13 protein-coding genes are annotated in these 19,867 nt (G+C 44.9%); 11 read left to right on the top strand and 2 right to left on the bottom strand.

Annotation, left to right across the window (positions count from 1 at the left end; genetic code table 11):
- Window positions 1–808 precede the first annotated feature (808 nt).
- The 11 genes from C6H66_RS14125 (at window position 809) to der (ending at window position 17,958) form a co-directional block, all read left to right on the top strand.
- Window positions 809–5,839 (top strand): alpha-2-macroglobulin family protein, encoded by a 5,031-nt coding sequence (locus C6H66_RS14125; RefSeq protein ID WP_105395897.1) that lies wholly within the window; start codon window positions 809–811, stop codon window positions 5,837–5,839.
- Window positions 5,840–5,896: 57 nt separating this feature from the next.
- The gene (pbpC, locus tag C6H66_RS14120; RefSeq protein WP_105395895.1) at window positions 5,897–8,218 is read left to right on the top strand and encodes a peptidoglycan glycosyltransferase PbpC; all 2,322 of its coding nucleotides are present in this window, start codon (window positions 5,897–5,899) and stop codon (window positions 8,216–8,218) included.
- A 222-nt stretch (window positions 8,219–8,440) separates the two neighbouring features.
- Window positions 8,441–8,866 (top strand): nucleoside-diphosphate kinase, encoded by a 426-nt coding sequence (ndk, locus tag C6H66_RS14115; RefSeq protein ID WP_036781631.1) that lies wholly within the window; start codon window positions 8,441–8,443, stop codon window positions 8,864–8,866.
- Window positions 8,867–9,050: 184 nt separating this feature from the next.
- On the top strand, window positions 9,051–10,229 hold the full coding sequence (rlmN, locus tag C6H66_RS14110) for a dual-specificity RNA methyltransferase RlmN (RefSeq protein WP_036781629.1): 1,179 nt from the start codon (window positions 9,051–9,053) through the stop codon (window positions 10,227–10,229).
- 105 nt (window positions 10,230–10,334) lie between these two features.
- Window positions 10,335–10,748: a tetratricopeptide repeat protein gene (locus tag C6H66_RS14105; RefSeq protein ID WP_036781627.1), complete on the top strand. Its 414-nt coding sequence runs from the start codon at window positions 10,335–10,337 to the stop codon at window positions 10,746–10,748.
- 120 nt (window positions 10,749–10,868) lie between these two features.
- Window positions 10,869–11,909 carry a cytoskeleton protein RodZ gene (rodZ, locus tag C6H66_RS14100; protein ID WP_105395893.1) on the top strand — a complete coding sequence of 347 codons (1,041 nt, stop codon included), beginning with the start codon at window positions 10,869–10,871 and terminating at the stop codon, window positions 11,907–11,909.
- A gap of 71 nt (window positions 11,910–11,980) precedes the next feature.
- Window positions 11,981–13,102: a flavodoxin-dependent (E)-4-hydroxy-3-methylbut-2-enyl-diphosphate synthase gene (ispG, locus tag C6H66_RS14095; RefSeq protein ID WP_105395892.1), complete on the top strand. Its 1,122-nt coding sequence runs from the start codon at window positions 11,981–11,983 to the stop codon at window positions 13,100–13,102.
- Between the two features lie 124 nt (window positions 13,103–13,226).
- The gene (gene hisS / locus C6H66_RS14090; RefSeq protein ID WP_105395891.1) at window positions 13,227–14,504 is read left to right on the top strand and encodes a histidine--tRNA ligase; all 1,278 of its coding nucleotides are present in this window, start codon (window positions 13,227–13,229) and stop codon (window positions 14,502–14,504) included.
- 11 nt (window positions 14,505–14,515) lie between these two features.
- Window positions 14,516–15,136 carry a YfgM family protein gene (locus C6H66_RS14085; RefSeq protein WP_046396752.1) on the top strand — a complete coding sequence of 207 codons (621 nt, stop codon included), beginning with the start codon at window positions 14,516–14,518 and terminating at the stop codon, window positions 15,134–15,136.
- Between the two features lie 13 nt (window positions 15,137–15,149).
- Window positions 15,150–16,322, top strand: coding sequence for an outer membrane protein assembly factor BamB (gene bamB, locus C6H66_RS14080; RefSeq protein ID WP_105395890.1), 1,173 nt, complete (start codon window positions 15,150–15,152; stop codon window positions 16,320–16,322).
- Window positions 16,323–16,476: 154 nt separating this feature from the next.
- Window positions 16,477–17,958: a ribosome biogenesis GTPase Der gene (gene der, locus C6H66_RS14075; RefSeq protein WP_036781615.1), complete on the top strand. Its 1,482-nt coding sequence runs from the start codon at window positions 16,477–16,479 to the stop codon at window positions 17,956–17,958.
- Between the two features lie 24 nt (window positions 17,959–17,982).
- Here der and C6H66_RS14070 read toward each other — a convergent pair whose 3' ends face one another.
- Window positions 17,983–18,300, bottom strand: a complete 318-nt coding sequence (locus tag C6H66_RS14070) for a protealysin inhibitor emfourin (RefSeq protein WP_046396755.1) — start codon at window positions 18,298–18,300, stop codon at window positions 17,983–17,985.
- A gap of 159 nt (window positions 18,301–18,459) precedes the next feature.
- Window positions 18,460–19,659 carry a metalloprotease PrtS gene (gene prtS / locus C6H66_RS14065; RefSeq protein ID WP_248000678.1) on the bottom strand — a complete coding sequence of 400 codons (1,200 nt, stop codon included), beginning with the start codon at window positions 19,657–19,659 and terminating at the stop codon, window positions 18,460–18,462.
- Window positions 19,660–19,867 lie beyond the last annotated feature (208 nt).

Here is a 19,867-nt window from a genome sequence, read left to right as displayed (position 1 = left end):
CAGATTACAGATTACAGATTACAGATTACAGATTACAGATTACAGATTACAGATTACAGATTACAGATTACAGATTACAGATTACAGATTACAGATTACAGATTACAGATTAATGGTAATTTCTGCATCAGAAGTTAAATGTGTTTTATTTACATGGCTTTTTATTTGTTATAAATATCCTATTGAGATAATGATTAGTCTTAATAAATGGTTAGTAATGTATTAAATAAAACGTTAAATATATATTTATTAAAATTATTTATTGCTTGAGATAATTAATTTATTAAATAATGTTATGTTGAAATAGAGTATATTTAATCCGGTAGTGATATTTATAACCAGTACGATAATGATCATTTCTTGTTTGTTTAATCTTGTTTTAATGGTCGATTTTATATTGTTTTATTTCTTGTGAATTATCGGGCAGGTGGTGCAGTAAAGGGCTATCTTCGGTCACTGAGGGAAATAACGAAAATTTTTTTTACTAGATAAATAGAGTTCTTAATGGAAAATTGAATCGATAAATTTAGATTTATTTATCGTCTCCGTGATGTTTAATTCGTTAAAATAACAGGCTATTATATGAACTTAATGTCTGTACGTTGCCTAATATAAATAGGCGGTATATACCCTATGGATTTCAAGATGCATCGCGACGGCAAGGGAGTGAATCCCCCGGGAGCATAGCGAACTATGTGATCGGGGTGAGTGTCGCCAATAAAGAGGAAACTTGAAAGATAACGGGTATATAAAGTTATTCATTAAATCCTGCCATCAGTTGGTTGGAGTTAAGACAGGGGTTATGGTTATGAATCAAGGTCAATTCTGGCAACGACCAGGAAAAAACAAACGTTATTTGGCGGTGATTTTGGCTTCTTTGCTGATGCTTTCTGGTTGTGACCAATCTGATAGTACTGATAATAAGCACGTGGCTCAGCCACAGTCCACAGAAATTCAAAGCGAAAAAACACCTCAGCAATCAAGTATTCCACCAAAATCCGTAAGACAGAAAGATGCGGCATCACTGGCTGAATTAGCAAAACGTTATGCCGGTAAACCAGTGAAGATTCTGGATGCTTCCGAAGTTCAGCTTGATGGCGCTAGTGCAATGGTGGTGACATTTTCTGTTCCTTTAGATCCAAATCAGGATTTTGCTCAGAATGTTCGTTTGGTCGATGTTAAAGAGGGCAAACTTGATGGTGCCTGGGAACTATCAGATAACATGATGGAGCTTCGTTTGCGCCATTTGCCGCCCTCCCGTGAGTTGCAATTGACCGTAGATAAAGGTGTTAAAGGTATCAATGATCGTCAACTCGAAACGGTTTATGAGAAAACGCTGACAACCGCGACGATTTCTCCGTCCGTCGGTTTTGCCAGCAAAGGCTCTTTGTTACCCAGTAAAGTCGCTGAAGGTTTGCCGGTATTAGCCCTGAATGTAAATCGTATTGATGTTAATTTTTTCAGGATCAAAGAGACAGCATTACCCGCTTTTATTGCACAGTGGCAATATCGCAACAATATGAGTTCTTGGGAATCTGAAGAGATGCTCAAAGGCGCGGAACTGGTTTATACCGGCCGTTTCGATCTGAATCCAACACTGAATACCCGCGAAAAATTACTGTTGCCATTAAGTAATATCAAAGAGTTACAGAAAGATGGCGTTTATCTGGCGGTGATGCAACAAGCAGGTAAATACACTGACACTAATCCAGCAACAATGTTTACCTTAAGTGATATTGGTGTTTCTATGCACAGCTATCTGGATAGGATGGATGTGTTTACCCAATCTTTGGCGCAAGGTAGCAGCCTGAAAGGGGTGGAAATACGTTTGTTGGATGAGAAAGGGCAATTATTGTCAAAGGCAACGACGGACGATGATGGACACGTCAGTCTGGAGAAAAATGCGAAAGCGAAACTATTGCTCGCTACTCGTGACCACCAGACCAGTATGATTGATTTGGTATCACCGGCGCTGGATCTGTCTGAGTTCGATATTTCTGGCTCACAAGGGTATAGCAAACAGTTTTTTGTTTTTGGGCCTCGTGATCTTTATCGTCCGGGTGAAACGTTGATTGTCAATGGCCTGTTGCGTGATGGCGATGGCCGCGCAGTGAAAAGTCAGCCAGTTAAAGTGGATGTGCTGAAAACCGATGGTCAGGTAGTCCATAGTTTTGTCTGGCAACCTGAAAATGGATTGTATCAATATCGTTATGTAATCCCTCTGTCAGCGGCTACCGGCCTCTGGTCGCTACGTTTTGATTTGGGTGATAACAAACCCCGTTATTACAAGTTTAATGTCGAAGATTTTCTGCCGGAGCGTATGGCGCTGGAAATTAGCAGTGAGTCTCACCCGGTGATGAAAGACCACGATGTGGATTTCGTGATTAACGGCCGTTATCTATATGGTGCGCCTGCTGCATATAATCGTCTGCAAGGGCAATTATTCCTGCGTCCAGCTCGTGATGCGGTAGCAAAATTGCCTGGCTATGAGTTTGGTGCGGTTACAGAGGACAATCTTAGTCGCACATTGGATGAGTTTGATCTGGTTTTAGGGAATGATGGTAAAGCCGTAATTAATGTCAGTGCCGACAACTGGAGTTCGGTCTCTTCGCCGGTAAACGTCATTGTACAGGCAAGTTTGCTTGAATCGGGTGGCCGCCCGGTAACTCGGCGGGTTGAACAGGTTGTTTGGCCGACAGAAAAGCTGGTGGGTATCCGTCCGCTGTTTAATCAGAAAGAGATTTATGACTATCGCGTAGGTCGTTATCAAAGCCGTTACAATGTGGATGAAAATTCACTGGCGCAATTTGCGCTGGTGTATGCCGATGCTGATGGAAAAAAATATGCTGCAAAAGATTTAACCGCCCGTCTGATTTATGAGCGCCGTGACTATTATTGGCGCTGGTCGGATGGTGAAGGTTGGCAATCAGGCTATGACCAGAAAGATTTGATGATGGCGGATGAACATATCCAAATTGCTCAAGATGGTACCGCAAAGATAAGTTTTCCGGTTGATTGGGGTTCGTACCGTATTGAAGTGGTTAATCCAGAAAATCAATTAGTGACCAGCGTTAATTTCTGGGCCGGTTACTCATGGCAGGACAATACCGGTGGCACAGGGGCTGTTCGTCCTGATCAGGTGAAATTGTCTTTGGATAAACCTGCTTATCGGGTAGGCGAGAAGATAAAACTGCATATGGCCGCACCACAGGCCGGTAAAGGTTATCTGTTGGTGGAGTCCAGCGAAGGGCCGCTTTGGTGGCAAAAAATTGATGTGCCAGAGCAAGGTTTGGATGTGGAAGTGCCGGTGAATAAAGAGTGGCGTCGTCATGACCTTTATTTAACCGCGGTGGTGGTGCGTCCAGATGATAAATCTCGTCAGGCGACACCGAAACGGGCCATTGGCGTGTTGCACCTGCCGTTGGCTGATGAAAATCGTAAACTGGATTTAACGCTATCCGCACCGGAAAAAATGCGTCCGAATCAAAATTTGACCGTTAAAGTCAAAGCGACGCCACAGCAAGGGCGAAAATTACCTAAGCAGGTTAATGTGCTGCTTTCTGCTGTCGATACAGGGGTGTTGAATGTCACGAATTTTAAAACCCCGGACCCCTATGAGGCTTTCTTTGGTCGTAAGCGTTACAGCGTCGATCAATATGATGTCTATGGTCAGTTGATTGAAGGTGAAGGCCGTCTGGCGAATCTGCGTTTTGGCGGTGATGGTGATGATAGTGCCCTTGAGCGTGGCGGTAGAAAACCATTAACCGAAGTTAAGATTATCGCTGAACAGGCACAGCCGGTGACATTGGATGAAAACGGCGAAGGGCAGATCGTTTTGCCAATCCCTGATTTCAACGGTGAATTGAGACTGATGGCTCAAGCGTGGAGTGAAGATGAGTTCGGCCACGGTGAAAGTAAAGTTGTCGTTGCGGCGCCGGTGGTTGCACAGATGGCCCTCCCTCGTTTTATGGCCGGTGGTGATAGCGCATTGTTGTCGTTGGATTTAACTAACTTAACTGAACAGACGCAAAACTTGACCTTGAACTTTGCTGCTGATGACCTGATTAGGCTAGAGGGGGATGTTAGCAAAGAGATAGTTTTGGAAAAAGGCAAACGCACCACCGTGGAGATCCCGGTCACAGCGCAGTACGGTTCTGGTCAAGGAGAGGTTTCCCTGACGATTAATGGTCTGAATTTGCCGGGTGAAAATGTGAAACCGTACCAAAATAGTTGGAAGATTGGCGTGCGTCCGGCACAGCCAGCGGAAACTGTTCTGTTCGCTAATGTTATTCATCCGGGAGAGGAGTGGCAGATGCCGTCGGATGCCTTGTCGGGTTTATCACCAGTAGGAGCCGAGGGGCAGTTGTTACTGAGCAGCCGTCCGCCGTTACAGATTTCACGCTATATTCGTGAATTGTACGCTTATCCGTATGGCTGCCTTGAGCAGACAATCAGCGGGCTTTACCCGTCACTCTATTCGAACAAAGCAGAGCTGAATAGCTTGGGCATTATGACGGAAGATGATGATAAACGCCGGGCAAGTATTGATGAGGGAATTATTCATCTACTGAGTATGCAGCGTCATGACGGTAGCTTTGCTTTATGGGATAAAACCGGTGATGAAGAGTATTGGTTAACGGCCTATGCCACCGATTTTCTATTCCGTGCAAGTCAACGCGGTTACAGCGTACCTAAAGAGGTGTTGACTTCTGCCAATAATCGTCTGTTACGTTATTTACAGGATAAGAGTGTTATTAACTATCCCTACAGCCAGAATCAGGAGGCAATGCGATTCTCGGTTCAGGCTTATGCCGGTCTGGTGCTTGCTAATCAACAGAAAGCGCCATTGGGTGCTTTGAGACAAGTTTATGAACGCAGTCAGCAAGCTGGCAATGGCTTGTCACTGGTGCAATTGGGCATTGCACTGAAACTGATGGGGGATAATACCCGAGCGGATGAAGCGGTTCATTTGGGGATCAGCAAAAACCGTAATGATGATTTAGATTTAGGTGATTACGGTAGTGCCATCCGCGACAACGCAATGATTGTTGCTCTGTTGACTGAAAATAATATGCAGATAAAAGAGCGTGATGAGAAATTGTTGGCGTTGTCTGATGAATTGACATCCCGCAATTATTTTTCAACTCAGGAGAGTAATTCACTCTATCTGGCGGGACGTTTCTTTATTGATACATCGGCGCAACCGTGGAAAGCTCTGTTTAGTCAGTGGAATTCACCAATAAGTAGAAATAAACCCTATAGTGAGATGCTGTATCCACAGGATATTCTGCAAGGTATGAGTATCAGTAACCTTGGTGACAGCACGCTCTATTCGCGAGTGAATGTGGTGGCTTACCCACTGCGCTCTCCTAAACCTTACGCTAATGTGCTGAAAATTGAGCGTAGCTATCTGGATATGAAGGGTAATCCAGTTGCTATTGACCGTCTAAAAAGCGGTGAAATGGTGGTTGTGAAATTGGTGGTTAGTTCAGATAAACCCGTATTGGATGCTTTGGTAGTTGATTTATTGCCTGCCGGTTTGGAACTGGAGAATCAAAATTTGGCTAACAGTAGCGCTAAGTTGAGCGAGAGTGCCGCTAATCTGCAAGAGTTGATTGGCGATATGCAGCAGGCGACGATTCGCCATATGGAATATCGTGATGATCGATATGTGGCGGCAGTCGCGGTTGATCCTTCTCAGCCAGTGACGTTGCTCTATTTGGCTCGTGCTGTTACTCCGGGTGTTTACACCATTCCTGCGCCACAGGTTGAATCTATGTATGTGCCTTACTGGCGTGCGGTCGGTTCTACACCAGAAAAACTGGAAGTTGTTCGCTAAAGTCTATCCGCCCTTACGCTTTGGCGTAGGGGCTGATTTCTCACCAGGTATCCATTGATGAAGAAAACGCATCGCCTTATATGGCTGATCGTGCTGTTGTTGTTTCTGATCCCGGCGGGTTTATGGCTGGCAGATAAAATTTGGCCTCTGCCACTGCGTGAAATCAAAATGGCGCGTATTGTCGTGAGTGAGGATGGTACGCCACTTTGGCGTTTTGCCGATGATGAAGGCGTTTGGCGTTATCCGGTGACGTTGGATCAAGTATCACCGGAATATATTCAGGCATTGCTGACTTATGAAGATCGCTGGTTCTATAGACACCCGGGTATTAACCCGATTGCTCTGGTGAGGGCTGCCTGGCAGGATATTCGGGCAGGTAAAATTTTATCCGGCGGCAGTACTCTGTCAATGCAGGTCGCCCGGTTGATTGATCCCCATTCACGTACTTTTGGCGGCAAGTTGAAACAGATCTGGCGTACTTTGCAGCTTGAATGGCACTATTCTAAAAACGAAATTCTTGAGATGTATCTGAACCGTGCGCCGTTTGGAGGGACGTTACAAGGCGTCGGTGCGGCGAGTTGGGCGTATTTAGCGAAACCGCCTGCTGAACTCTCTGCGGGAGAGGCGGCTTTATTGGCTGTTTTGCCGCAGGCTCCCAGTCGTTTAAGGCCAGATCGCTATCCTGAACGGGCACAGGTTGCTCGTGATAAGGTGTTGCAACGGTTGGTGCGGTATAAAATCTGGCCGGAAGAGAAGGTTGCTGATATTCGCCAAGAGACGTTGTGGTTGGCTCCTCGGCAGGCGCCACAGCTTGCCCCGCTTCTTGCCAGACGAATGGCGAAGGGCTCTCGTCAGGAGATCATTAAAACAACCCTTGATGTGGGATTACAGCGCCAGCTTGAAGATATGGCGGTGAATTGGAAGTACCAGTTACCAGAAAAAACGTCGATTGGCGTGTTAGTGGTTGATCATACAGACATGGCGGTGAAAGCTTATATCGGTTCGTTGGATTTGCGGGATGATAGCCGTTTTGGTCATGTCGATATGATAAGTTCATGGCGTTCGCCGGGATCAACCCTGAAACCATTTCTGTATGCAATGGCGCTGGATGATGGGTTAATTCATGGGGAATCACTGTTACAGGATGTGCCTCGCCGCTTTGATTATTATCGCCCGGGAAATTTTGACAGCGGCTTTCATGGGCCGGTCAGTGCCAGTGAAGCGTTGGTTCGTTCACTGAATTTACCCGCCGTGCAACTGCTTGAAGCCTATGGCGCTAAGCGGTTTACCGCCAATATGCGTAATGTGGGAACGGTATTGCGTTTTCCTCCCGGCAGTGAACCCAATTTATCATTGATTCTTGGTGGCACGGCAGTTCGGATGGATCAACTGGTGGCGGCTTACGCGGCGTTTGCCCGTCAAGGGAAGGTTGCCCCTTTGAGATTCACTCCTCAGCAGAAATTGCGTGATCGGCGACTTTTTTCACCCGGCGCGGCATGGATAGTGAGACGGATTATGGCTGGAGAGGCTCTGCCGCAACCTGATGATGTGTTACCGGCACAGGTGCCGCTAGCCTGGAAAACCGGTACCAGCTATGGCTACCGTGATGCTTGGGCTGTCGGTTTAAACGCGCGTTATACCATCGGTGTTTGGGTTGGCAGGCCGGACGGTACGCCGGTTGTCGGGCAGTTCGGCTACGCTACGGCGATTCCTATCATAAATCAGATCAATAACCTGTTACTCGCCAATATGCGAAATGGGGCTAAACGAACCCCCGTTGATCCTCGTCCAGCAACGGTTAGTCAGGCCGTTATCTGTTGGCCGGGAGGGAAGAGTTTGCCGAAAGGAGATAATAATTGCCGTCAGCGTCGTCTGAGCTGGATATTGAATAATACCATTCCGCCTACGTTGCCTGCGGTAGGGCAAGAGGCCATTTCGGGTATTAATGAACAGGTATGGTTGGATAAAAACGGTTTGCGTGTTGCCCCCGATTGTCCCGATGCTCAGCCTAAAAATATCGCTTTATGGCCGATTAGCCTTGAATCATGGTTACCCGAGCAAGAGCGACGAGCGCAGCGTCTGCCGCCGATTAATCCCGAATGTCCACCGTTGAAATCAGATGAAGCGCCCTTGTTGATCGTGGGTATTCATAATGGAGATGTATTGAAACGGCTCCCCGGTTTTAACAGCCTTGATTTACGTATGACAACTCAAGGCGGTAGTGGTGGGCAGCAATGGTGGTTTCTAAATGGAGAGCAGGTAATGATCACAGAAAAAAATCAGGGATTTGTTCAGACCTTGACTCAACCGGGTAAATATCAGCTTAGTGTTTTGGATTTGGGCGGGCAAATTGATTCTGTCAATTTTACTTTGAAGTAAACGATTCAGGTAAAAGTGTGATTTGTACGAAAAAATGGTAATTTTCGCTAAGGAAAATTTAATGGAATGTTATGTTTTCTGTAGGCAACTGCTATTCGTGCCCCTATAATCAACGCCGCTTTTACCTCCGCTAAGGTTGCGGAATGAGTATTAACCGATTAATTTATCGGGAATGAAAAATTAAAATTATCAGTTGCTGAACGAAGAGCCAAGAGGTTATCCATGACGGTTGAACGTACTTTTTCTATTATTAAGCCTAACGCTGTGAAGAAAAATGCCATCGGGGCGATTTATGCTCGTTTTGAAAGCGCCGGGTTTAAAATTATTGCCGCCAAAATGCTTCACCTGACCCGTGAACAGGCTGAGGGCTTCTATGCGGAGCACAAAGGCCGTCCTTTCTTTGATGGTCTGGTGGAATTTATGACTTCTGGCCCGATTATGGTTCAGGTGTTGGAAGGCGAGAATGCAGTACAGCGTCATCGTGACCTGATGGGAGCAACTAATCCTGATAATGCATTAGCAGGTACTTTGCGTGCTGATTATGCGGACAGCTTTACTGAAAACGCGGTTCACGGTTCCGATGCGGTTGAGTCTGCAAACCGTGAAATTGCCTATTTCTTCACAGAAGATGAAATTTGCCCACGTTAATTGATTTGCCGTTAACCGTAGCATCATTGCATTAAAGTTTGTACAATGCGGCGCCCCGTTGTTAATTCAACGGGGCGTTTGTTATTTGTCACTATGCTAAACTGATAGTGATATCCGAATTGAAACTTCGCGTTGAATTCATCAACGCAGAGCCGAAAGTGTCACAACGAGGCAATATACAAAAATGTCCCAACCAAATACTGCGGCACAATTTGCTGCTCCTGTCGTGTCTGAAACTCCAGAAAAGAAAGGCGGTAAAATTAACCTGCTTGATCTGAATCGTAAGCAAATGCGTCAGTTTTTCATTGATATGGGAGAAAAACCCTTCCGAGCTGATCAGGTGATGAAGTGGATGTATCACTACTGTTATGACGATTTTGAGCAGATGACAGATATTAATAAAATTCTGCGAGCAAAATTGCAACAGGTTGCAGAGATCCGTGCGCCGGAAGTCGCAGAAGAACAACGTTCTGCCGATGGTACGATTAAGTGGGCGATCACTGTTGGCGATCAGCAAGTTGAAACGGTTTATATCCCGGAAGATGATCGAGCGACTTTGTGTGTCTCTTCTCAGGTAGGTTGTGCACTGGAATGTAAATTCTGTTCTACCGCTCAGCAAGGATTTAACCGTAATTTGCGAGTTTCGGAAATTATTGGTCAGGTTTGGCGAGCGGCAAAAATTATTGGTTCATTGAAATCCAGTGGTCGCCGTCCGATCACCAATGTGGTGATGATGGGCATGGGAGAGCCACTGCTTAACCTAAATAACGTGGTGCCTGCGATGGAAATCATGATGGATGATTTTGGTTTTGGTCTGTCAAAACGCCGCGTGACCTTATCCACCTCTGGTGTGGTGCCGGCACTGGATAAGCTTGGCGATATGATCGATGTTGCTTTGGCGATTTCCCTACATGCGCCGACAGATGATGTGCGGGATGACATCGTTCCTATCAATCGTAAATATAATATCGAACAGTTCCTTGCCGGTGTGCGCCGCTATTTGACTAAATCCAATGCGAATCAGGGGCGTGTGACGGTGGAATATGTCATGTTGGATCATATTAATGACAGCGTGGAACAGGCGCATCAATTAGCTGAATGTTTGAAAGAGACACCGAGTAAGATCAATTTAATTCCGTGGAACCCGTTTCCGGGAGCGCCATATGGTCGTAGTTCCAACAGCCGGATTGATCGCTTTGCCAAGGTGTTGATGGAATATGGTTTCACCACTATTGTCCGCAAGACTCGCGGTGATGATATTGATGCCGCATGTGGTCAGCTTGCCGGTGATGTAATTGATCGTACCAAACGTACATTGAAAAAACGTCAGGCAGGTGAACCTATTCAGATAAGAACAGTCTGAATGGGAATGTGGGTATGTCGCTTCATGCAGTCACTGAAATGCATAAGTGAAATGCATAAGTAAAATGATAGTTACAATTGCGTATCTTTGGTCGGTGGGGATGGAATGATAAGGAAATCGTTATCGGGAATGATGGTGGTTGCTATGTTGTTGGCAGGATGTTCCAATCAACCAACAAACGGCGATCAACAGCGAAAAGTCGCAACAGAAACCCGAATTCAACTGGGAATGGCTTATCTGGCTAAAGGTAATTTGCCCGCCGCCAGATATCACTTTGATAAGGTTTTACTGGCAAAGCCGGACCATTATCAGGCTCAATTAGGTATGGCGTTGTATGAGCAATATTCTGGTCAGCCGAAAGCTGCCCGCCAACGTTACAAAATGGCGATGCAGTACGCGCCAGGAAATGATACGGTATTGTATCATTACAGCGTTTTTCTCTGTGAGCAGGGGCAGTATGAAGAAGTTAAAACTCTGTTTACTGAGAGCCATGCTAACAGGCGTGTTTGTTATCAGTGATTTGCCGCTAGTAAAATAGCAAATCTATTTCGCCGCGCAGGCTATTGTGTAATTTAAAGATTATAGCAGGAGCCGGCGCGAAGTTTTTCACAACCTGAACAGTACCGCGTCTTCTTGCTAATGAATACTGAAACGACTCCAGAACAAGCTTATTTAACCGCAGGTCAGCTCCTGCGTCAGGCTCGTGAACAGCACGGGCTAACCCAGCAGACTGTAGCTGATCGCTTGTGTTTAAAACTTTCTACTATCCGTGATATTGAAGAGGACAATATTCCAACCACTATGGTGCCGACTTTCCTGCGTGGTTATGTTCGCTCTTATGCTAAGTTGGTCCAAATTCCAGAAGCAGAAATTCTGGCAATTCTGGATAAGCATACTCCGGCAAAAACAGCGAAGGTTTCACCGATGCAGAGTTTTTCGTTGGGTAAGAAACGTAAAAAACGTGAAAGTTGGTTGATGTGGATTACGTGGTTGATTATTTTAATCGTAATTAGTTTGACGGGAGCGTGGTGGTGGCAAAACCACATAGCTCAACAGAAGGAATTGATTTCGATGGCTGATCATTCGGCGGCTCAGATTGCTCAGAAAAAAGCTAAGGTGACTGAAAGTCACAAGTCGGCGCCACAGTTGCCGGCCAGCGAACAGGCAACAAGTGAGCCGTCAGTATCTGCTGCTGAAAATGCAGCGGCAGCGAATACTCATAGTCCGAATATTCATAGTCTGAATACTCATAGTTATAATAGTGAGGAAGTGACTCAATCTGTGGCATCAACTCAAAACCAAGTGGTGAAAACACCTGAAACTCAACCAGCAGGTAACGGGCCACAAACTCAGACTGCGCCGTTGCCAGCTAATCAAGGGGCCATGCAAGTACCTAATGTGCCTGAAAATAATTCAACGGCAGTGGTTGACAGTAATAAATTGGTGATGAATTTTAAAGCATCCTGTTGGTTACAAGTTGTGGATGCAAATGGCAAAACGCTGTTTAGTGGAACTAAACATAAGGGTGACCACCTGAGTCTTTCTGGCTCGTTGCCTTATAATTTAACTATCGGCGCTCCGGCTGTAGTGGATGTACAGTTCCGGGGGCAAGTTGTCGATTTAAGCCGCTTTGCTAAAGCAGGCCGTATCGCGCGTTTTAAAGTACCAACAGCACAATAAAATGCCTGTTGCAGTAGGGCATAGTTGTAGTTTTATCAGTAAACACATGGAAGTATGGGAGAAACACCTATATGCATAATGAATCGCCGATAAAAAGACGCAAATCTACGCGTATTTATGTAGGCAATGTGCCAGTCGGGGATGGTGCGCCTATTGCGGTGCAGTCAATGACAAACACACGTACTACAGATGTGGAAGCGACTGTTAAACAAATTAAATCGCTCGAGCGTGTTGGCGTTGATATTGTTCGCGTATCAATACCAACGATGGACGCCGCAGAAGCATTTAAGTTGATTAAGCAGCAAGCGAGTGTTCCTTTGGTTGCAGATATCCATTTTGATTACCGTATCGCACTTAAAGTTGCAGAGTATGGGGTCGATTGTCTGCGTATTAACCCTGGCAATATCGGTAGTGAAGCGCGTATCCGTGAGGTTGTCGCTTCTGCCCGTGATAAAAATATCCCAATCCGCATTGGTGTAAATGGTGGATCATTGGAAAAGGACATTCAGGAAAAATATGGTGAGCCAACCCCAGAAGCGCTGGTGGAATCGGCTATGCGCCATGTGGATATTCTCGACAGACTTAATTTTGATCAGTTTAAAATCAGTGTAAAAGCGTCGGATGTTTTTCTGGCGGTTGGTGCTTATCGCCTGTTAGCTCAGAAGATTAATCAGCCGTTGCACCTTGGTATTACCGAGGCGGGTGGCGCACGTGCCGGCTCTGTAAAATCAGCCATTGGCTTAGGTATCCTCCTGTCAGAAGGTATCGGTGATACTTTACGTATTTCTCTGGCGGCTGATCCTGTCGAAGAAGTTAAAGTGGGCTTCGACATTCTGAAAGCATTACGTATTCGTTCCCGTGGTATAAACTTTATCGCTTGTCCAACCTGTTCCCGTCAGGAATTTGATGTTATTGGCACAGTTAATGCCTTGGAACAGCGCTTGGAGGATTTACTCACACCGATGGATGTTTCCATTATTGGCTGTGTGGTTAACGGGCCAGGTGAGGCGGAGGTTTCTACTTTAGGCGTCACTGGCGCCAGAACAAAAAGTGGTTTTTATGAAGATGGCGTTCGGCAGAAAGAGCGCCTCGATAATACTGATATGATTGATCAGCTTGAGGCTAAAATCCGTGCTAAAGCATCAATGCTGGATGAAAATAAGCGCATTGGCATAAGTCAACTGGACAAATAATGTATCTGATACTGGCTCATCGTTATGATGAGCCAGCGTTGTTTTGTTTGTTAATTGAAGCTCGTCGGTATTCGCTTCTATAATCAATCAACATCATTTTTGAATCATTAACTAGAGATAAAACGTGGCAAAAAATATCCAAGCTATTCGAGGCATGAATGACTACTTGCCGACAGATACGGTTATCTGGCAGCGTATCGAAACTATTTTGAAACGGGTACTGGCGGGTTATGGTTATAGTGAGATCCGTACACCGATTGTAGAGCAGACCCCGTTATTTAAACGAGCTATTGGGGAAGTCACTGATGTGGTTGAAAAGGAGATGTATACCTTTGATGATCGCAATGGTGAAAGTATAACCCTACGCCCTGAAAATACCGCAGGTTGTGTGCGTGCCGGTATTGAACATGGTCTGCTGTACAATCAGGAACAGCGCGTATGGTATTTAGGGCCGATGTTCCGTTATGAGCGTCCGCAAAAAGGCCGTTACCGCCAATTCTACCAGTTAGGGGCGGAAGTTTTTGGTCTTCAAGGGCCTGATATTGATGCCGAACTTATTTTATTGACTGCCCGCTGGTGGCGTGAGCTCGGTATTTTTGAGCATGTGACGCTTGAACTGAATTCCATTGGTTCGTTGGCGGCTCGCGCCAATTACCGCGAAGCGTTGGTGGCTTTTCTTGAGCAGCACAAAGATAAGCTGGATGAAGATTGCAAACGCCGTATGTACAGCAATCCATTACGTGTTCTGGATTCAAAAAATCCAGAGGTTCAGCAACTTCTTAATGATGCGCCGGAACTGTTTGATTATCTTGATGCCGAATCAAAGGAACATTTTGATAGCCTGTGTGCGCTTCTTGATGGGGCGGGTATCAAATATCGGATTAATCAGCGTTTGGTTCGTGGTCTGGATTATTATAACCGCACAGTATTTGAATGGGTGACGACGGCACTCGGGGCTCAAGGGACGGTTTGTGCCGGTGGTCGGTACGATGGGCTGGTTGAGCAACTGGGAGGCAGACCAACGCCTGCTGTGGGTTTTGCTATGGGGATGGAACGTCTGGTTTTGCTGGTACAAGAAATTAATCCAGCATTTGCTGCGGAGCGGTCAGTTGCAGATGTTTATCTCGCTTCTTTTGGTGAAGGTAGTCAGCAAGCGGCATTGATTTTGGCTGAACAAGTACGTGATATGTTGCCCCAATTGCGTTTAATGATGAACCACGGTGGTGGTAACTTTAAGAAGCAACTGGGACGTGCGGATAAACAAGGCGCTAAAATTGCGCTGATCCTCGGTGAGGATGAAGTTCGTTCTGGTAAGGTAGCCATTAAAGATTTACGTACAGGTGAACAACAAACGTCGCCGCAAAGCGAAATTGCCGCTCGTTTGGCTGAACTGTTAGGTTAAGGAGAGACTCTGTGGAAGTCTATACCAATGAAAACGAACAAGTAGACGCGATCCGTCGCTTTTTTGCCAATAATGGTAAAGCCTTGGTTTTGGGACTGGTGCTGGGTGCCGGGGCGCTGATTGGCTGGCGTTATTGGCAATCTCATCAGACAAATCAGTTGCAGGAAAGCGCAGAAGCTTTTGAACGGGTAGATCGAGGATTAATTGCCAGTACAAAAGAGGGTCATGCTGCTGCTGAAAAATTTGCCAGTGAAACGAATAACAGTTATGGCGTGATGACGCACATGCATTTGGCTCAACTTGCTGTTGAAAAGAGTGAGTTAACTAAAGCAGATCAGTTTTTATCTGCGGCTGCTGGTCAGGCAAAAAATGAGGATTTGCAGGCTCTGGCGAATATTCGCTTAGCCAGGGTTCAATTGGCAGAAGATAAAACGGATGCTGCGTTGAAAACGTTGGAACTGGTCAAAGGTTCCGGTTGGGTTGCCGTCGCAGAGGATATCCGCGGTGATGCACTGTTGAAAAAAGGTGATATTGCCGGCGCCCGCGCAGCGTACACCAAAGGTTTGAGTTCAGATTCACCACAGGCGATCAAATCGATGTTAAATCTTAAATTGAATAACTTATCCAGCTAAGGGGAATTTTTCAATGCAACTGCGTAAAACACTCTTGGTTGGTTTGGTAGCTTCTGTTCTGCTAGCTGGTTGTTCAAGTGAGCAAGACACGGTAACGATGTCACCGTTGCCAAAGGTCGAAAATCAATTTAACCCAAACGAGGTTTGGGATAAATCTGTAGGTGATGGTGTAGGCCGTTATTATTCTCACTTGACGCCAACCTGGCAAGGCTCCGCTGTTTATGTTGCTGATCGTCATGGCATCGTTAAGGCGTTGGACATTGATAGTGGTAAAGAGATATGGTCGGTGAATCTGGCTGAAAAAGCGGGTCTCCTCTCTTCCCGTATACCTGCATTGCTCTCTGGTGGTCTGACCGTTGCAGGGGATCATCTATATGTAGGCACTGAACGTGCCAAAGTTATTGCATTGGATACCAAAGACGGCCAAGTTGCTTGGCAATCTGACGTCGCCGGTGAAGCGTTGTCGCGTCCTGTGGTGAGTGATGGTTTGGTATTGATTCATACTAGCAATGGGATGTTGCAGGCATTAAGTGAGTCTGATGGTAAAGTGCGATGGTCTGTTAATTTGGATTCGCCATCATTATCATTGCGTGGTGAATCAGCGCCTGCCGTGGCTTACGGTGCTGCTATCGTCGGTGGGGATAATGGTCGTGTCAACGCCGTCTTGATTTCTCAGGGGCAGTTGATTTGGCAACAACGTATTTCTCAGGTAACTAGCTCTACAGAAATCGGTCGTCTTAATGATGTTGATACGACACCGGTTATTTCTGAGGGCGTGATATATGCAATAGCTTATAACGGTAATCTGGTGGCGCTTGATATGCGTTCAGGCCAGATCCTCTGGAAGCGCGATTTGGGTTCAGTGAACGAGATGGTTGTTTCTGGTGATAATATCTATATTGTTGACCAAAACGATCGGGTTATGGGGCTGCGTCAAAGTGATGGCGTCACTTTGTGGACTCAGACAAAATTGCAACACCGTAATTTAACCGCGCCTGAAATGTATAATGGCTATCTGGTTGTCGGTGACAGTGAAGGTTATCTGCATTGGCTGAATATGGATGACGGTAAGTTTGTTGCTCAACATAAAGTTGATAGTTCTGGTTTAATGAGCCGTCCGGTTGTAGCCAGTGATAAATTAATGGTACAGGCGAAAGACGGTACGGTTTATCTGTTTACCCGTTGAGTATTGCTTACTGCCTGTTTACCGGAAATAAAGTAAAGCGTTAGTTATAGTCCTACGGCTCCTGGAGAGAACAGGAGCCGTTTCGTCTTTTTAGTGTTCTGTTGTGATGAACAGCAGAATACTAATTTCAAATTAAGTCATGAGGCATCAACAAATGATACCTGTCGTCGCTCTGGTAGGGCGCCCAAATGTGGGTAAGTCCACATTATTTAACCGTTTAACCCGTACAAGAGATGCGCTGGTAGCGGATTTTCCAGGTCTGACTCGCGACCGTAAATATGGTCGAGCTGAGGTTGAAGGGCAGGAGTTTATCATCATTGATACTGGTGGTATCGATGGCACCGAAGAGGGTGTAGAAACCCATATGGCAGCTCAATCTTTGATGGCGATTGAAGAGGCAGATATTGTTCTGTTTATGGTAGATGCTCGCGCCGGGCTGATGCCGGCAGATCACGCGATAGCAAAACATCTACGTAGCCGCGAAAGAGCCACTTTTTTGGTCGCGAATAAGACCGATGGTGTGGATATTGATACTGCAATCGCTGAATTTTATTCCCTCGGATTGGGGGATATCTACTCTATCGCTGCTTCTCATGGTCGTGGCGTTACCCAGCTTATTGAACGAGTACTGTTACCTTTCTCTGGTAAAGGTGAAGAAGAAGAGGTTGAGCTGACTGAGGAAGAAGCCAACGCGGCTTATTGGGCAGAGCAGGAACAGAATGAAATTGAGATGGTAGAAGAGGAGGAGGATTTTGATCCATCAACTCTGCCATTGAAATTAGCTATTGTCGGTAGGCCAAATGTGGGTAAGTCTACGTTGACTAACCGTATCTTGGGTGAAGAAAGGGTTGTGGTTTACGACATGCCTGGCACTACCCGTGATAGTATTTATATTCCAATGGAGCGCAATGGCCGCGAATATATCCTTATTGATACCGCAGGGGTACGTAAGCGCGGTAAGATCACTGAAACGGTTGAAAAATTTTCAGTCATTAAAACCCTTCAAGCGATTGAAGATGCTAACGTTGTATTGCTGGTGATCGATGCGCGAGAAGGCATTTCCGATCAAGATTTGTCATTATTGGGTTTTATTCTTAATAGCGGACGTTCATTGGTCATTGCGGTCAATAAGTGGGATGGCATGTCGCAAGAAGATAAAGAGCGTGTGAAGGAGATGCTGGATTATCGCCTTGGTTTTGTTGACTTTGCCAGAGTACATTTTATCTCTGCTCTACATGGCAGTGGAGTGGGGAATCTGTTTGACTCGATTCTTGAAGCTTATGATTGCGCTACTCGCCGTGTCAATACTTCACTGCTAACCCGTATCATGCATATGGCCGAAGAAGATCATCAACCGCCGATGATCCGTGGTCGTAGGGTGAAAATGAAATATGCTCATGCCGGTGGTTATAATCCACCAATTGTTGTGATCCACGGTAATCAGGTAACTGATTTGCCTGATTCTTATAAGCGTTATCTGATGAACTATTTTCGCCGATCCCTAAAGGTGATGGGGACGCCCATTCGGATTCAGTTTAAAGAAGGGGCAAATCCCTATGCTGACAAACGTAATACGTTGACACCTAATCAAATGCGTAAACGTAAACGTCTGATGGCGCATCTGAAAAAGCGTTAATGCTAATAGGAAAAGGGGTGGTGATTAACCACCCTTTTTGTCGGCGTCCCATATCTGGTTAATGATTTCTGGTGCATCTGACTCAGGAAGGGTGAAATGGTGTTCTTCATTTCCATTGACGATACTAAGCAGATAATAATCTTGATCAGGATATGGCGCTGATGGCATAGAATCGGAAAAGTCTTGTTCTATGGCTTGAAGAAATAACTGTTGTTGGTGTGAAGACAATGATTCTAAATTCACTATTTTATCTTGGTTAAGGCCAGGCGTAGCGGCAAATCCTCCTTGTAGGGAAATTGTAATTTTACTATCAGTTGTGAGTTTGAGAGTTTTATTATTCATAATATACCAAATTTTTACGGTTATTTTTCAGGTCTCTTTAGTATAGCGTGAAATTCGTCTTTAACAATTTTGGCATCTTCTATTAGATATATTTTTTACAAGTCAGGTATTACAAATAATAAAATATCGCTGGCGTTAAGCCAGCGATATGTTTATAGATTACTCTTCAGTTTTATCTTTAGTTTTGTCTTTATCGCCGTCTTTATCGCCCTTGTCACCGCCTTTATCGCCCTTGTCGCCGCCTTTATCGCCCTTGTCGCCGCCTTTATCGCCTTTGTCACCGCCCTTATCGTCTTTATCTTTATCTTCCTTCACTTTAACGCCCACTTCTGTCCAGCTATCAATTGCTGCTTTTTCAACATCCTCATCAAATAACTCACGAGCATGTTTAATTGTTAACTTGGCGAAGGCTACGAAATTAGCATCCCGGGCAAGCTCTTTATCCAACAAAGTGTTGTACCATATTTTTCCTGCTTTTTCCCAGGCATATCCACCTAATTTTATCGCCAGATTATAGAAGGCTTTATTAGGAATACCCGAATTAATATGAACACCACCATTGTCTCTGTAAATCGGCAAGTCTTTATAATCATCCATATGACCAGGCTGTGGATCTTTACCGAGAGTTTCATCATCATATGCGCTGCCAGGTTTTTTCAGTGAACGAATCCCTACACCTTTAATATCTTTGCCCAGCAATTCACTTCCCATAACCCAATCTGCTTCATCAGCTTTTTGTTTCAGGTAATGTTGTTTTACTAATGAGCCAAAAACATCCGCTATTGATTCATTCAACGCGCCAGACTGGAAGAAATAGACCAAATCTGCGGTTTTTTCAATAACACCATGTGATAATTCATGGCCAATTACATCGACAGAGGTTGTGAAATCATTAAAGGTTTTACCATCTCCGTCGCCAAATACCATTTGTCCGTTGCCCCAGAATGCATTCATATATTCTTCTCCATAATGCACGGTGGCAATCAATTTCATTCCTTTATCATCTAATGAGTTGCGATTAAAAACTTCTTTATAGAAATTGTAAGTTGCTTCTAAATATCTATATGCGTTATCAACTGATTTATCTCCGTTATCTGGATCTCCTTCATCTCGTACTAATTTCCCCGGCAACTTGCGTTTATTTTCTGCATCGTGAATAGAACGATGTATAGTTGTATTAGTAACTTTATCGTCATCGCCGGAATCATCGGAAGATTCTTTAATAACATTATCCAACATTAAACTCTGAGTGTGATTTAATGTCATTAATACTTTCTTCTTTTCATTGTCATTATTATAGATATTTTGAAGAATGTACGGCGGTATTACGCCTCTGTAGTTATTGTTTTGTATTTGCATAAAATATCTCCTGGAATAAATTTTTAGTTATTAATTAGAGGTACTCTTTAGGTACGGGTTCATATTAAACACGTTTCCAGTAGATAGTCATCAGGTCCAACCTGCTTCTTTTGTGTTAAGGGGTTGTTAATAAATTGTTAAGTTTTTTTGTGTGAGGGATTATTGCATTGGCTGTAATAAAAATATAAATAGTTAGGAATAGTTTTTT

Source organism: Photorhabdus hindustanensis, assembly GCF_002968995.1.
GTDB lineage: Bacteria > Pseudomonadota > Gammaproteobacteria > Enterobacterales > Enterobacteriaceae > Photorhabdus > Photorhabdus akhurstii.
Note: the sequence above shows the minus strand (reverse complement) of the source record. Positions and strands in the feature narration are given on the sequence as shown.

Bases quoted from the DNA above. Each gene is read 5' to 3' on its own strand.
- pbpC (WP_105395895.1), top strand. From the start codon at position 5,897: ATGAAGAAAACGCATCGCCTTATATGGCTGATCGTGCTGTTGTTGTTT.
- ispG (WP_105395892.1), top strand. From the start codon at position 11,981: ATGCATAATGAATCGCCGATAAAAAGACGCAAATCTACGCGTATTTAT.
- rodZ (WP_105395893.1), top strand. From the start codon at position 10,869: ATGAATACTGAAACGACTCCAGAACAAGCTTATTTAACCGCAGGTCAG.
- ndk (WP_036781631.1), top strand. From the start codon at position 8,441: ATGACGGTTGAACGTACTTTTTCTATTATTAAGCCTAACGCTGTGAAG.
- C6H66_RS14105 (WP_036781627.1), top strand. From the start codon at position 10,335: ATGATAAGGAAATCGTTATCGGGAATGATGGTGGTTGCTATGTTGTTG.
- rlmN (WP_036781629.1), top strand. From the start codon at position 9,051: ATGTCCCAACCAAATACTGCGGCACAATTTGCTGCTCCTGTCGTGTCT.
- der (WP_036781615.1), top strand. From the start codon at position 16,477: ATGATACCTGTCGTCGCTCTGGTAGGGCGCCCAAATGTGGGTAAGTCC.
- C6H66_RS14125 (WP_105395897.1), top strand. From the start codon at position 809: ATGAATCAAGGTCAATTCTGGCAACGACCAGGAAAAAACAAACGTTAT.
- bamB (WP_105395890.1), top strand. From the start codon at position 15,150: ATGCAACTGCGTAAAACACTCTTGGTTGGTTTGGTAGCTTCTGTTCTG.
- prtS (WP_248000678.1), bottom strand. From the start codon at position 19,659: ATGCAAATACAAAACAATAACTACAGAGGCGTAATACCGCCGTACATT.
- C6H66_RS14070 (WP_046396755.1), bottom strand. From the start codon at position 18,300: ATGAATAATAAAACTCTCAAACTCACAACTGATAGTAAAATTACAATT.